Annotated in this window: 13 protein-coding genes; 6 read left to right on the top strand and 7 right to left on the bottom strand. The window is 63.7% G+C overall.

Annotated elements, in window-relative coordinates; translation table 11 throughout:
• Positions 1 to 2 precede the first annotated feature (2 nt).
• From ACIA48_RS09945 to ACIA48_RS09935, 3 genes are read left to right on the top strand one after another with little or no spacing between them, the layout of a single operon-like run.
• Positions 3 to 1,136 carry an aromatic ring-hydroxylating dioxygenase subunit alpha gene (locus ACIA48_RS09945; RefSeq protein WP_396730216.1) on the top strand — a complete coding sequence of 378 codons (1,134 nt, stop codon included), beginning with the start codon at positions 3 to 5 and terminating at the stop codon, positions 1,134 to 1,136.
• Positions 1,133 to 2,272, top strand: a complete 1,140-nt coding sequence (locus tag ACIA48_RS09940; protein ID WP_396730214.1) for an epoxide hydrolase family protein — start codon at positions 1,133 to 1,135, stop codon at positions 2,270 to 2,272. The genes ACIA48_RS09945 and ACIA48_RS09940 overlap by 4 nt, the downstream gene beginning before the upstream one ends.
• A 5-nt stretch (positions 2,273 to 2,277) precedes the next feature.
• Positions 2,278 to 4,017 carry a DUF3556 domain-containing protein gene (locus ACIA48_RS09935; protein ID WP_396730212.1) on the top strand — a complete coding sequence of 580 codons (1,740 nt, stop codon included), beginning with the start codon at positions 2,278 to 2,280 and terminating at the stop codon, positions 4,015 to 4,017.
• Here the strand turns inward: ACIA48_RS09935 and ACIA48_RS09930 are convergent.
• The 3 genes from ACIA48_RS09930 to ACIA48_RS09920 all read right to left on the bottom strand — a co-directional run bounded on the left by ACIA48_RS09930 (position 3,980) and on the right by ACIA48_RS09920 (position 6,720).
• The gene (locus tag ACIA48_RS09930) at positions 3,980 to 4,399 is read right to left on the bottom strand and encodes a DoxX family protein (RefSeq protein ID WP_396730210.1); all 420 of its coding nucleotides are present in this window, start codon (positions 4,397 to 4,399) and stop codon (positions 3,980 to 3,982) included. The two genes, ACIA48_RS09935 and ACIA48_RS09930, sit on opposite strands and share 38 nt — an antisense overlap.
• 108 nt (positions 4,400 to 4,507) lie before the next feature.
• Positions 4,508 to 6,019, bottom strand: coding sequence for a sensor histidine kinase (locus ACIA48_RS09925; RefSeq protein ID WP_396730208.1), 1,512 nt, complete (start codon positions 6,017 to 6,019; stop codon positions 4,508 to 4,510).
• The gene (locus ACIA48_RS09920; protein ID WP_396730756.1) at positions 6,016 to 6,720 is read right to left on the bottom strand and encodes a response regulator transcription factor; all 705 of its coding nucleotides are present in this window, start codon (positions 6,718 to 6,720) and stop codon (positions 6,016 to 6,018) included. Before ACIA48_RS09920 ends, ACIA48_RS09925 begins: the two co-directional genes overlap by 4 nt.
• A 178-nt stretch (positions 6,721 to 6,898) precedes the next feature.
• On the opposite strand from ACIA48_RS09920, the gene ACIA48_RS09915 reads away from it, so the two are divergent.
• From ACIA48_RS09915 to ACIA48_RS09905, 3 genes are all read left to right on the top strand, one after another.
• Positions 6,899 to 7,495, top strand: coding sequence for a TetR/AcrR family transcriptional regulator (locus ACIA48_RS09915; RefSeq protein ID WP_396730206.1), 597 nt, complete (start codon positions 6,899 to 6,901; stop codon positions 7,493 to 7,495).
• A gap of 147 nt (positions 7,496 to 7,642) precedes the next feature.
• Positions 7,643 to 8,089: an MmpS family transport accessory protein gene (locus tag ACIA48_RS09910; RefSeq protein ID WP_396730204.1), complete on the top strand. Its 447-nt coding sequence runs from the start codon at positions 7,643 to 7,645 to the stop codon at positions 8,087 to 8,089.
• Positions 8,086 to 10,995 (top strand): RND family transporter, encoded by a 2,910-nt coding sequence (locus ACIA48_RS09905; RefSeq protein ID WP_396730202.1) that lies wholly within the window; start codon positions 8,086 to 8,088, stop codon positions 10,993 to 10,995. The genes ACIA48_RS09910 and ACIA48_RS09905 overlap by 4 nt, the downstream gene beginning before the upstream one ends.
• Positions 10,996 to 11,006: 11 nt before the next feature.
• On the opposite strand, the gene ACIA48_RS09900 is transcribed toward ACIA48_RS09905, so the two are convergent.
• The 4 genes from ACIA48_RS09900 to ACIA48_RS09885 all read right to left on the bottom strand — a co-directional run bounded on the left by ACIA48_RS09900 (position 11,007) and on the right by ACIA48_RS09885 (position 13,701).
• Positions 11,007 to 11,489, bottom strand: coding sequence for a nucleoside deaminase (locus ACIA48_RS09900; RefSeq protein WP_396730200.1), 483 nt, complete (start codon positions 11,487 to 11,489; stop codon positions 11,007 to 11,009).
• An 11-nt stretch (positions 11,490 to 11,500) separates the two neighbouring features.
• Positions 11,501 to 12,784: a nitrate/nitrite transporter gene (locus ACIA48_RS09895; RefSeq protein WP_396730198.1), complete on the bottom strand. Its 1,284-nt coding sequence runs from the start codon at positions 12,782 to 12,784 to the stop codon at positions 11,501 to 11,503.
• A gap of 120 nt (positions 12,785 to 12,904) precedes the next feature.
• The gene (locus ACIA48_RS09890) at positions 12,905 to 13,441 is read right to left on the bottom strand and encodes a nuclear transport factor 2 family protein (protein WP_396730196.1); all 537 of its coding nucleotides are present in this window, start codon (positions 13,439 to 13,441) and stop codon (positions 12,905 to 12,907) included.
• Positions 13,442 to 13,446: 5 nt separating this feature from the next.
• A complete protein-coding gene (locus ACIA48_RS09885; protein WP_396730195.1) occupies positions 13,447 to 13,701 on the bottom strand; it encodes a hypothetical protein in 255 nt (84 codons plus the stop codon).

Genomic DNA, 13,701 nt, shown 5'->3' with positions numbered 1-13,701 from the left:
CGATGCCACGGCAGGAAGCTCTCGACCTCACGCGCCGCGTCCTCAAGCATTTCGAGAACGACACCCTCGACATCGCCGACGACGTCTGGCGCGAGCCGCGGGACGTGTACGTAGACCGCGAATACTTCGACGCCGACCTGCGGATGTTGCGGAGTGTGCCGCACGTCATCGGCTGGACGGGCGAAGTCGCGGCGCCAGGTTCTTACACCACCAAAGATGTGATGGGCGTTCCCGTTCTGGTGGTTCGTGGGAAGGACGGTGTGCTTCGCGCGTTCGTCAACGGCTGTGCGCATCGCGGCGCGCAGGTCGCCGACGACTGCGGGAAGACGCGAATATTCAAGTGTCCCTATCACGGTTGGACCTACGGTCTCGATGGCCGACTCACCGGGACTCCCGCACGCAAGATGTTCGACGGAGCGGACCTGGACCAGCGCGGTCTGATCCCGCTGCCCGTCAGTGGCGAAGCGGGCCTGATCGTCGTGGGACTGTCGGACGACGTCGACGTTTCGGCGGCCCTGGGTGACATTGCGGCACCGCTTTCGGAATACGGTTTCGACCACAATCACCACGCGGAGAGCCGGCGCTTCGACATCGCGTGCAATTGGAAGCTCGCTGTGGATGTGAATTTCGAGGGCTATCACTTTCCCTATGTCCACGCCGACACCCTTGATCCGCTGGCCTCGAACAACTCCGTGTACGACATCTACGGTCGCCACATTCGTTGGTCGTTCCCGTTCCGCGACATCGTCCAGTACCGCGACACCCCCGAGGCTGACTGGCCCGACCAGTTCTTCGGCACCGTCGTCTACGGCCTGTTTCCCAGCTGCGTGCTGATCGAGGCCCCTGGGACATCGCAGATGCTGCGCGCGTACCCGGGCAGGAATCCCGGCGAGACCACCATCTATCTCTCCATCGGGGCGCCCATAGAAGTGACCACGGACGAGGAACGCGCCTGGTACAAAATGGGAATCGACGGTGCAGCACAGGTACTCGACGGCCAGGACTTCCCGATGGCGGCGGCATGCCAGCGGGGACTCGAGGCCGGCGTCGACCACGTCGTGTTCGGTCGCAACGAGCCCCTGCTGCACCACTTGGCGTCGGTCCGGCGGCAGTCACTCTCCGGGAGTATCAGATGAGCACGATGACGCCGTTCCCGATCGCCATTGCACAGGCCGATCTCGACGACTTGCGTCGCCGGCTGGACTCCGCGCGATTCCCGGCCGAGCTGCCCGGCAGTGGCTGGGACTACGGAACCGAGCAGGCGTTCCTGCGGTTAGTCATTGACCGGTGGCGTGACGGATATGACTGGCGGGCAACCGAAGCCGAGCTCAACGAGTGGGGATCGTTCGTCACCACCGCCGCCGGCCAGCGGATACACCTGCTGCATTCGCGGTCCGACGCCGCCGATGCGATCCCGCTGGTGCTGGTTCACGGGTGGCCAGGGTCCATCGTCGAGTTCCTCGACGTGCTGCCGATGCTGCGCGAGCGTTTCCACGTCGTCGTCGTCTCCATGCCCGGCTACGGATTCTCGGGCCCGACGTCCGAGCGCGGTGTGGACGTCGCCAAGGTCGCCGCCGCGGTCGCCGACGTGATGGCCCAGCTCGGCTACGAGCGATACCTTGCCCAGGGCGGGGACTGGGGCGCACTCGTCGTCCGGCATCTCGGTCAGCACCACGTGCCGAACGTGGCCGCCATCCACACCAACATGTTGTTCGCACCCTTCGACGGCGTGGACGCCGACGCAATGACAGGCGTCACGGAAAGCGAACTGAATGCGCTGGTCTCGTCTGCGCAACGCATCACGGACGGCACAGCCTATATGGACATTCAGTCGACGAGGCCGCATTCGCTTGGCTTCGGGCTCGACGATTCACCGCTGGGCCTGGCCGGCTGGATACTGGAGAAGTTTCACGCGTGGTGCGACATCCGCGAGGGCATGCCGATTTCCACCGACCGCCTGATCGACAACCTAATGCTGTACTGGCTCACCGGCACCGCGACGTCGGCGGCACGACTTTACTGCGAGGCGACACGGGCCGGAAACTCAGCGCTGAGTGAATGGAGCGGACAGGTCGACGTCCCGACGGGCTACGCGGTCTACCCCTACGAGCTTCTGCAGACACCGCGGGTTTGGGCCGAACGACGTTACAACCTGGTGCATCACAGTGTGCAGGACCGCGGCGGGCACTTCGCCGCGTTCGAACAGCCGCAGCTGTTCGCAGCCGACGTGAACAATTACGGTGACGCTCTTCGGGAATTGGGAGTGTTTTAAGCGCAATGGGGTTTCTCAAGGCCGATTCACCGGAAATCGAGTATCAGTCATGGCGATCGGGCAGCCGTTCAGAACGGCTGAAGCCACTTGTGCAGCACATCGCCGAGCGGGGGATGGGCAATCCCGACGTGCTCTATGTGGTGTACGCCGTGAAGATCGTGCTGTTCATCGTAGGCGGTATGTGTTTCGCGTTGGCCACCAGCGGGATCGACGGATGGGGCAATGTCACGTCGTGGTGGAGCGAACCGATCGTCTTTCAGAAGGTCGTGCTGTGGGCACTGCTGTTCGAGGTGCTCGGGCTGGGGTGTGGATTCGGCCCACTGACAGGAAAATTCAAGCCACCGATGGGCTCGGTGCTCTATTGGCTGCGCACGGGAACGCTGCGACTGCCACCGTGGCCCAACCGAATTCCCTTGACCGCCGGTGATCGTCGCACCCCGTTCGAGGTCGTGCTGTACGCGGGCCTGCTGACGACGACCGTCTACGCCCTGCTGTCCGACGGCACCGGACCCGTTCCTGCGCTGGACACCGGCGTTGGTCTGCTGCCCACCTGGAACATTGCGCTGATCGTCGTCCTGCTCGCCGTTGTGGGCCTTCGCGACAAGCTCATCTTCCTCGCCTGCCGCGGCGAGGTGTACGGGGCGCTGACAGCGACGTTCCTGCTGCCCGGTGTGGACATGATCGTCGCGGCGAAGCTGGTGATGGTCGCGATCTGGATCGGTGCGGCGACATCGAAGCTGAACCACCACTTTCCGTATGTCGTCGCGACGATGATGGGAAACAATCCGTTGATCCGGTGGCGATGGCTACGCAAGGCGCTGTATCGGCGCTTCCCAGAAGACATACGGCCCAGCATCATTCCGCAGTTTCTCGCGCACGGTGGCACCGTGATCGAGATGGGTGTGCCGCTGGTGTTGTTCTTCTCCCATGGCGGCGTGGTGAGTGCGGTGGCCGCGATCGTCATGGTGGTGTTCCATCTGGTGATTCTCACAGCGATCCCATTGGGTGTGCCGCTGGAGTGGAACGTCTTCATGATCTTCGGCATCGGATCGCTGTTTGTCGCGCATGCCGGCTTCGGCCTCGGTGATCTCGAGCACCCGTGGCTCGTCGCGGCGCTGATGGCCGTGATCGTGGTGGCGATCATGCTCGGCAATATCCATCCGCCCTCGGTGTCCTTCCTGCCGGGGATGCGCTATTACGCAGGCAATTGGGATATTTCGACGTGGTGCCTGACCGAGTCCGCGACGGACAAGATTCACGCGCAGGGAATCGGTCTGGGCCAGCTGCAGCACAAACAACTCGAACAACTCGTCGGCCCGGAGAACGCCGAGATCGCCATGCATCGCGGCTTGGCGTTCCGTGCGATGTATGCGCATGGCCGCGCGGTCGTCACACTGTTGAACCGCGTCATGCCACCGGGGCGTGAGGGCGACTACGCGGTGGTCGAGGGCGAGATGGTAGCCGCGTACGCGCTCGGGTGGAGCTTCGGCGACGGTCATCTGCACAACGAGAACCTGGTTCGGGCGTTGCAAGCGCGCTGTCATTTCGAGCCCGGCGAAGTCCGCATCATCATGATCGACGGTCAACCCATCCACCACCAACGCCAGGAGTACCGCCTCGTCGACGCCGCAACGGGCGAGTTCGAGCGTGGGACCTTCAACATCGCCGATCTCGTCATCCGTCAGCCGTGGCAGGACGACGTCCCGATCAGGGTGACGGCTGGGAAGACCGCCGGGAGACCGTGAGAGCTCCCGGCCCCGTGAAGACGAGCAGCAGGAACACGAAGCAGTACAGCACCGCAGCCTCGCCGCCATTGACGCTGGGCCAGAAGCCATCTGGGAAGTGCATCCAGAAGTAGGCGACGGCCATCATGCCGGATGCGACGAATGCCGCGGGACGCGTGAAGAGGCCGAGTGCGATGAGGCCGCCGAGCACCACCTCGAGCACACCTGCCCACCACATCGGCCAGGCGCCCAGCGCGGCCGGGGTACCCGTGGGCCACCCGAAGAGCTTGGCCGTCCCGTGAGTCATGAACAGCAAGCCCACGAGGATGCGAAACACACCCAGTGCGGTTCTCGCTGCGGTCGGTGATTGCAGGCGGGCGGGGATTACCGAAGTAGCGGTCATATATCCATCGTTGGTCGGCACCCGGACCGCGTCACGTCACTCATAGACGATTCACATGTTCGGCTTCCGTATCAGCATCACGGATCGTTGTTAAATCACCGACACGATTTACGTCGACGAGGCGTGCTGAGCCGGTGCCTCGGCGGTGGGTAGGCGCACGCTGAAAGCGGTTCTTCCCGAATCGGATTGAGCCGAGATCGTACCGCCGTGTGCTTCGACGATCGAGGCGGCGATCGAAAGGCCCAACCCGAAACTACCTGCTTCACGCGACCTCGACTTGTCGGCCCGCACGAACCGCTCGAAGAGATGGGGCAGCAGCTCGGAGTCGATTCCCGGCCCGTCATCGGACACCGTCACCTCGACGTACGCCTTGCCGTCATCGGCCCGCCCGGTCGCGACCGTGGTGACCACGGTCGTCCCTTCGGGCGTATGCACCCGTGCGTTGGACAGCAACACAGCCAGCGTCTGGTGCAGCCGCGTACGGTCCCCACGAACCCACACTTCATTGTCCGGAACGTTCATCTGCCAGTGATGAGTCGGCGCCGAAACTCTCGCATCGTTGACGGCGTCGGCGACCACGTCGGCGAGGTCCACGCTGGTGCTGTCGAGATCGTGGCCCTCGTCGAGCCGCGCCAACAAAAGCAGATCCGCGACCAATGAACTCATTCGGTGTGCTTCGGCCTCGATGCGCGCTAGAGAGTATTCGGTGGTCTCGGGTAGCACCGAGCTGTCTTGGCGCGTCAATTCGGCATAGCCGTTGATGGCCGCAAGGGGAGTGCGTAGTTCATGGCTGGCGTCGGTGATGAATTGGCGCATCCGCCGATCCGAGGCGGCGACGTCGGCGAGCGCGCGTTCGACGTGGTCGAGCAGTCGATTGAGCGTGTCGCCGACGAGTCCCACCTCGGTACGGGGATCTGTGTCGCGGCCAGGAACGCGTGGGGTGATGGCGTAGTTGTCGCGATCGAGTGGCAGCGTCGCCACTTCGGCTGCCGTCGCTGACACCCGGCGCAGCGGACGCAGGGCGAACCGCACGATCGCCACCGTGCTCAGCGCGGTGACCAAGAGGGCAATTGCGGTCATCGCCGACACGACGATGGTTTCGCGCACCATCGCATTCCACGCCGGCGTTCGCGATACTCCGGTGACCAGGATTTCGTCGCCGTCACCGGGTCGGCTGACCATCCGGTACCACCCGAGCCCAGGCAGCTCGACGGTGTGCGCCACGGCTCCCGCCGCCGACGAGGCAGCGATGGCGTCGACGGCCGTCTGCGGGGCCGGGCGCCCCTCGCCGTTGACAAAATAGGCGGAATCGACGACCTTGCCGCCCTGAATGAGTGCGACGACGTTTCCTTCTGCCTGTCCGATGAGGTGCGTGAGCGGTTTCATCGCCCCGGGCGGCGGCAGCTCACCCGTCGGAAGAGGCGTGACTCGGTACTTAGTCAGCGACTGGCTGAATCCGTCTGCGGCTCCGGATAGTTGGGTGTCGATGATTCCGAGTACCGAGGACCGCAGCGTCACGACCGATAGGGTTCCGACGGTCACCAATGCGATCATGACCACTGCGGAAACGCCGACGACGAGCTGCCGCAGCATGCTCCACTGCTGCCAGGTCTCTTTCATTCCGGTTGCCGCAGCATGTATCCCACGCCGCGTACGGTGTGCAGCATCGGTTCGTGGCCCGTGTCGATCTTCTTGCGCAGATACGACACGTACAGATCGACGATGCTCGATCGCCCGCCGAAGTCGTAGTCCCACACACGCCGAAGAATCTCTTGACGGTTCAACGCGCGTCGCGGGTTTCGCATCAGGAACCGCAGCAACTCGAACTCAGTCGTGGTGAGCGAGATCGGCACGCCGTCGCGGGTCACTTCGTGGCTGGCGACATTGAGAGTGAGATCGCCGACGGTCAGCGACTCGTGATCGGTGGGGGTCAGGTAGGCGGTTCGGCGCAGCAGTCCGCGCAGCCGGGCGACGAGTTCCTCGAGCGAGAAGGGCTTCGTCATGTAGTCGTCGCCGCCTGCGGTCAGCCCGCCGACGCGGTCGGCGACCGAATCGCGAGCGGTGAGGAACAGGGTCGGAGTGTAGGTGTCGGAGTCGCGGATCTGCGCCAGCACGCCAAGGCCGTCCATGTCGGGCAGCATGATGTCGAGGACGATGACGTCGGGGACGTTCGCTCGATACTTCTCGACGGCTTCGGCGGCATCGTGCGCGACGTCGATCTCCCACCCCTCATACCGCAGTGCCATCCGCACCAGGTTCGTCAACGCGCGTTCATCGTCGACCAGAAGCACGCGAATCGCGGACCCGTCAGCGCGGTACATCCGCGGCAATTGGCCGAGTACGGCGCGACGGGGCCCCCGGTTGCTGGCTGGCGCGGACGTCACCCGACCATTCTCGCGGTCTCACAGCGGATCGGCACTTTCCTCATAGGAACTTCACATGTGCCGACGTCCAGCGCGGTAATGGTCGCGACGAGTTGAATCGATCTACCCTGGTGCGATGACCACCGGTGCCGCTCACGCTGTGGAGTCGTCGCCGTGGTCGCCGCGGGAGGCCGAACTGCTGGCCGTCACCTTGCGGTTGTTGCAGGAAGAGGGCTATGACGGCTTGACCGTCGACGCGGTCGCCGCCGGCGCGCGGGCGAGCAAGGCGACGGTGTACCGCCGATGGCCGACCAAGGCCGAACTGGTGTTGGCGGCATTCATCGAAGGCGTCCGCCACGTCGCCGTCGCCCCCGAGACCGGCACCCTGCGTGGCGACCTGCTGCAGCTGGGGGATGTGATCTGCGATCAGGCGCGCACACACGCCAGCACCATGCGCGCGGTGATGGTGGAGGTGTCGCGCAACCCCGCGCTCAACGACGTCATGCAGCACCAGTTCCTTGATCAGCGGAAGGCCCTGTTCAAGCAGATATTGGGGCAGGCCGTCGCGCGCGGGGAGATCGATGCGGCCGCCATCACCGAGGACCTCTGGGACGTGCTGCCCGGCTACCTCATCTTCCGGTCAATCTTTTCGTTGCGGCCGCCGAGTCGGCGCACGGTGCAATCGCTGGTCGACGACGTCATGATGCCCAGCCTCACCCGCCACAACCGCTAGAAAACGGCCTGGCCAGCGGGAATCGGCGCGGCTTATACGGGTTGTGCTGTCCGGTACCGTACCGTACTGTCAACGAGGTTGATATGTCGTTGGACTGGACTAGGGTTCAGTCCGGTCCTCGTGTCGCGGGTATCGAAAGGCTGGCGGGTGCAGCGGATTTCGGTTGGTCGGCTTCTCGGTCGTGGCTGGATGCTCATCGTCGCCGTCGTGGTCGTGGCTATCGCGGGGTACGCCGTTTTTCGCCTGCACGGCGTATTCGGGTCGAACCACGACACCTCGACCGCCGAAGCCCTCTCGGACGAGATCATTCCGTTCAATCCCAAACACGTGGTCCTCGAGGTGTTCGGCCCACCGGGCGCCGTGGCGACGATCAACTATCTGGACGTCAACGCTCAACCTCAGCGCGCCGAGAATGTGGCGCTCCCGTGGAGATACGACATCACCACGACCCAGACGGCAGTACTTGTCAACGTCATGGCGCAGGGCGATAGCGACTCCCTCGGCTGTCGCATCGTGATCGATGACGTGGTCAAGGACGAGAGAACGGTCAACACGATGAACGCGTACACCTTCTGCCTGGACAAATCTGGATGAGCACCCATCAGGAGTCACGCACGTCCTTTACGGACCGCGTCGCGAAGTCGACCCGCGTGCTGTCCGTGCCCATCATCCTGTTCTGGCTGGTGATCGCCGGCCTCACCAATGCCCTCGTGCCGCAGCTGGAAATCGTCGGCGAAGAACACAACGTGGCGTTGAGCTCGCCCGATTCGCCGTCGCTGCAGGCGTTCAAGAAGATTGGCGAGGTCTTCCAGGAATTCGACTCCGACAGTGCGGCAATGGTGGTGCTGGAAGGCGACGAGCCGCTGGGAGCAGCCGCCCATCAGTTCTACGACACCCTGATCGATCGAATTGAGGAGGACCACAAGCACGTTCAGCACGTTCAGGACTTCTGGGGAGACCCGCTGACGGCCGCGGGATCGCAGAGCTCGGACGGTAAGGCGGCCTACGTTCAGGTGTTCCTCACGGGAAACCAGGGCGAGGCGCAGTCCATAGCATCCGTCGACGCACTGCGCGACATCGTCAACAGCACGCCTGCCCCGCCGGGCATCAAGGCCTATGTCGCCGGTCCGGCGCCCCAGGTCGCCGACCAGTTCGAGGTCGGCAACGAAGGCACCACCAAGGTCACGGTGCTGACGGTGCTGGTGATCGCGGTGATGCTGCTGCTCGTCTACCGCTCGATCGCCACCATGCTGCTGGTGTTGATCACCGTGCTCATCGAAATGTCGGCGGCCCGAGGCATTGTCGCCTTCCTCGGCAACGAAGGCATCATCGGACTCTCGACGTACTCGACCAACATCCTGACGCTGCTCGTCATAGCGGCTGGCACCGATTATGCGATCTTCCTCATGGGCCGGTACCACGAAGACCGCAACAACGGGATCGACCGGGAGACGTCCTTCTACAACATGTACCGCGGGACCGCTCACGTCATCCTTGGTTCGGGTCTGACGGTCGCGGGCGCGGTCCTGTGTCTGAGTTTCACCCGGCTGCCGTACTTTCAGAGCCTCGGCGTCCCCGCCGCGATAGGCATGTTCGTGGCCTTGGCGGCCGCGCTCACCCTCGCGCCCGCGGTGATGACCATTGGCGCGCGTTTCGGGCTGCTGGACCCGAAACGCAAAGCGCGGACACGGGGTTGGCGTCGGATCGGTACCGCGATCGTGCGGTGGCCCGGACCGATCCTCGTGGCGACGATGGCGGTGGCCGCGATCGGTCTGCTGGCGCTGCCCGGATATAAGACCAGCTACGACGTCGGCGTCTACATGCCTGACCGGGCGCCGTCCAACATCGGTTACGCCGCTGCCGAGCGGCACTTCTCGAAAGCCCGGCTCAACCCGGAGCTGCTGATGATCCAGGCTGACCATGATCTGCGCAATCCGACCGACATGATCCTGTTGGAGCGCGTGGCGAAGGCCGTCTTCCACACGGCCGGTATCGCACAGGTGCAGTCGATCACCCGCCCGCTCGGCACGCCGCTGGACCACACGTCGATTCCGTTTCAGATCAGCGCCCAAAGTGCCGGTCAGATACAGAATCTCGGGTATCAGCAGGACAGGGCGAACGACTTGCTCAAGCAGGTCGACGAGATCGACAAGACGATTGGTATTCTGCGACAGCAGGCGTCCTTGCAACAGCAGGCGAACGACGCGACGCACGAGCAGGTCGCGGCCTTCCACGAAACCGTCGCAGTGGCCCGGGACCTGCGCGACAAGATCGCCAACTTCGACGACCAGTTCCGCCCGCTGCGCAACTATTTCTATTGGGAGCCACACTGTTACAACATCCCGATGTGCTTTGCGATTCGGTCGCTTTTCGATGCGCTTGACGGCATCAATGCGCTCACCGATCAGCTCGCCAACGTCACGACAAGCCTGGACAAGCTGGACTCGATACAGCCGAAGTTGCTCGAGCTGATCCCGCCCCAGATCGCCAGCCAGATGACCAACCGCGATCTGGTCATGACAAATTACGCAACGCTGTCGGGCATTTACAGCCAGAACGCGGCGGCCCTGGAGAACTCCACGGCGTTGGGAGCGGCGTTCGACGCGGCGAAGATCGACGACTCGTTCTACGTGCCGCCCGAGGTGTTCCAGAACGCCGAGTTCCAGCGCGGTCTGAAACTGTTTCTGTCACCCGACGGCAAGGCCGCGCGGATGATCATCACCCATGACGTCGATCCCGCGACCCCGCAGGGTATTTCGCACATCGATGCGATCAGGCACTCGGCGGAGGAGGCCGTCAAGGGCACGCCGCTGGCCGGTTCGCACATCTACATCGGTGGCACGGCGGCGACGTACAAGGACATCCAGGAAAGCGCCAAGTACGACTTGATGATCGTCGTGATCGCGGCGCTCAGCCTGATCCTGCTCATCATGATGTTCATCACGCGCAGCCTGATCGCGGCGATCGTCATCGTGGGCACCGTGGCGCTGTCACTAGGCGCCTCACTCGGTCTGTCGATATTGGTCTGGCAGCACCTCTTGGGCATTAAGTTGTATTGGGTCATCATCCCGCTGGCCATCATCCTGCTACTGGCCGTGGGCTCGGACTACAACCTGCTGTTGATATCTCGCTTCAAGGAGGAAATCGGTGCCGGGTTGAACACCGGCATCATCCGGGCAATGGCGGGTACCGGTGGAGTGGTGACCGCGGCCGGTTTGGTGTTCGCGTTCACCATGGCGTCCTTCGTGTACAGCGATCTGGTCGTGCTGGGCCAGATCGGCACCACGATCGCCCTCGGCCTGCTGTTCGACACACTGATCGTGCGCTCGTTTATGACACCGTCCATCGCCGTGCTTCTGGGCCGGTGGTTCTGGTGGCCGCTGAAAGTGCGCCCGCGGCCGGCGAGCACGATGTTGCAGCCCTATGGATCTCGCGCCTCCGTCCGTCAGCTGTTGCTGTGGGAGGACGGCGATCCAGTCGCGTCGTCCGAACGCCGTTAAGTAAGGTGACGTCAGCTCTGCTGGTTCCAGTAGTTCTTGTGCGGTTCCAGCGCGGCGTCGGCGACCTCCGGTACCGGGCCGACAACCTCGATGTCCTTCTGGCCCGCCCCGAACACCGTTCGACAGTCGAGGCTTAGCGTCGGGTTTCGCGGGTCGTCGCCGGTTTCGGCGAGCAATTGCTTTTCCGTGATGCCGTACACGAGCCGTCGGACGTTCGCCCAGTACATGGCTCCCGCGCACATCGAGCAGGGTTCCGCGGTCGTGTACAGCGTGCACGTGGCGAGGAAGTCTTTGTCGTATTTCTTCGACGCCTGGCGCATCAGCGCGGTTTCCGCGTGTCCGGTGCAGTCCGACTCGGTGACTTCGGTGTTCGTCTGCTCCAGAAGGACGTTGCCCTCGCTGTCGACGAGGACGGACCCGAACGGGTGATTCCCCTCGCGCACAGATCGTTTGGACACGTCTACGGCATGCAGGAGGTACTTCATGTCGTCCATCAATCGGCTCCTTACTTGGCGGTCTGTACTGGCAGGGGATCGACGGTCGCGGCTGACGGCGGTTGCGCCCGGTCCTTCAATGCAAGCGCGCACAACGAGCCGACGACGAGCACGACGAGCAGGGGGATCAACGCCCCCCGGTAGTGGCTGATCGCGATGTCCGTGCCGGCCTGCGGGGCCTCGCCCACGAGAACGCCGATCACATAGTCGAGCCCGGCGCCGGTCAGGAAACCGAAGCTGGTCATCAGACCGAACGCGGTCGCCTGCGCGTTGTCGGGGATGTGCTGCCCTACCTGGGCGAAGCCAAGAATGTTGCTGCCCAACAGGAATCCGAAGACGAACAAGAGAACGAACACGCCGGCCGTTGGCAGCCGCGGAAGGAACAGCACCAGGGTTATCGTCAGCGTCAGCAGCCAGATGGTGATCTGGGTGATCCGCGATCGCTTCCCGAGCCGATCCGAGAGCCAGCCCGACAGCAGGCCGCCGACGCCCGCGGCGATGGCTCCGGTGGACGTCAACGCCGTCGCCATCTCCAGGGTGCGCCCGTAGGCACGCTGGTTCATGATTCCCCACAGGTCGTTCCACGCAATGAGGACACCGAACACGCTCGCGAAAAATGCTGTGCCCAGCCAGAATTGCGGGACTCCCACCACCATCCGCAACTGGCTGCCGATGCCGGCCCCGCCGTCGGCCTGCGGAGCGGTTTCGGCTGTGGCCGGTCTGAACACGAGCAGCAGGATCGCGATCCCCAGTACCACGTAGCCGATAGCCATGCCGATCATGGCGGCGTGCAGCGGCGGGATGGTCTCGGTGACCGAGAGGCCGATCAGCATGAGGGCCAGAACCACGTTGGTCGCCAACTGCGAGATGGACGACATCACCGCGAATCGCTGCGGAGGGAACCAGATTCTGGCGAGGTAGATGGCTCCGAGGAAGCTGGTCGACAGCCCGATCCCGAGGATGATCCTGCCGGCGACAGTGACGCTCATGGTCGATGCGTTGGCGAGTAGGACGCACCCGACCGCGGCGATCAGCGAGGAGATTCCGAGAATCCAGCGCGGGTTCAGACGGTCGAGCATGATGCCGCCGATGAACTGAGCGATCGAGTACGCGACATAGAAGACGGCGCTCAACATGCCGATGGCGTGCTCGGAGACCTCGAGACGGTCTCGGACCTGTTCGGCCACGATCCCGATCATCACCGCGGTGAGTAGGCCCAGCCCCAGGAAGAACGTGCCGAGGCCCCAGACGACAATCGCCTGGGCCCGGTGCGGAGCGCGCTCAGAGGTCGCCATCGCGCATGCCAATCACACTCCCCGTGTGCGTAGCCCTGTTCTGGACCGCGCGGATAAAACCGAGGATAACCGCTACTCGGGCCGCTGTGTCAGGTTTGCCGATCTTGATCTAGGCGGGTCTCAGCTTGCGCTGAGGCCGACGATCAGCGAGAAGAACTGATACGAGGGGTCCGTCGTGTCGAGGGCGCCTTTGAGCGTGTCAGCGGTGATCGGGTGGCTCATATCCATCGACGAGGGATCGGTCACGCGTGCCCAGTCGGTGACGATGGTTCGCTCGAGTAGTTTCCACACGCCGTCACGCTTCTCGTACTTGTCGAGATAGCGACCGCCGATCACGAGGTCGATGTCGCGGCCCTTACCGGCGAGCGTGTGAACCGCGATGTTGTAGATTTCGCCCTCCGCCGCGTTCCCGTCGATCGCGAAGTTCACCGTCGTGATGTTGTGCGCCATCGCGCGTAGGTAGGGACGAGCGGCAACGAGCTGCTCGAAGAACCCCTCGACCGCGCCTGTCGAAAACGCGCCGTGGGCGTCGACGGCGTCATGGTGGTAGAGCTTCCGAAGCGCGTCGATATCACCGCGGTCCACCGCGCGGCAGTAGGCATGGACAAGCTTTCGCAGCGCATGCTCATCGAGCATGTCCTGAAGTGCCGGGTCCATCGCGCTCACCCTAGTGGCTCGTTGGGGACGCCGAAGAAGTTCTGATAGCGGGCCGTCCGCTCGCGGAGTTCGTTCTCGTCCAACCCCGTTTGCGCGAACGTGTAATGATGCCCGCCGTGTTCGTGAGGCGGTTGGGCGGCCAGGAAGGCGCGCATCTTCGTTTCGGCCTCGGCCGTGAACTCCAGTCCGAGTTGGTCGTACGCGGCCGCGACGGCGGCGATCGGGTCGGCCGCGAACGACTGATACTGGACGTCGACCAC

Origin of the sequence: Mycobacterium sp. NPDC051804, assembly GCF_044452905.1 — a bacterium.
Lineage (GTDB): Bacteria > Actinomycetota > Actinomycetes > Mycobacteriales > Mycobacteriaceae > Mycobacterium.
The sequence above is the reverse complement of the archived record's forward strand: the minus strand, read 5'-3'. Positions and strand labels throughout refer to the sequence as shown.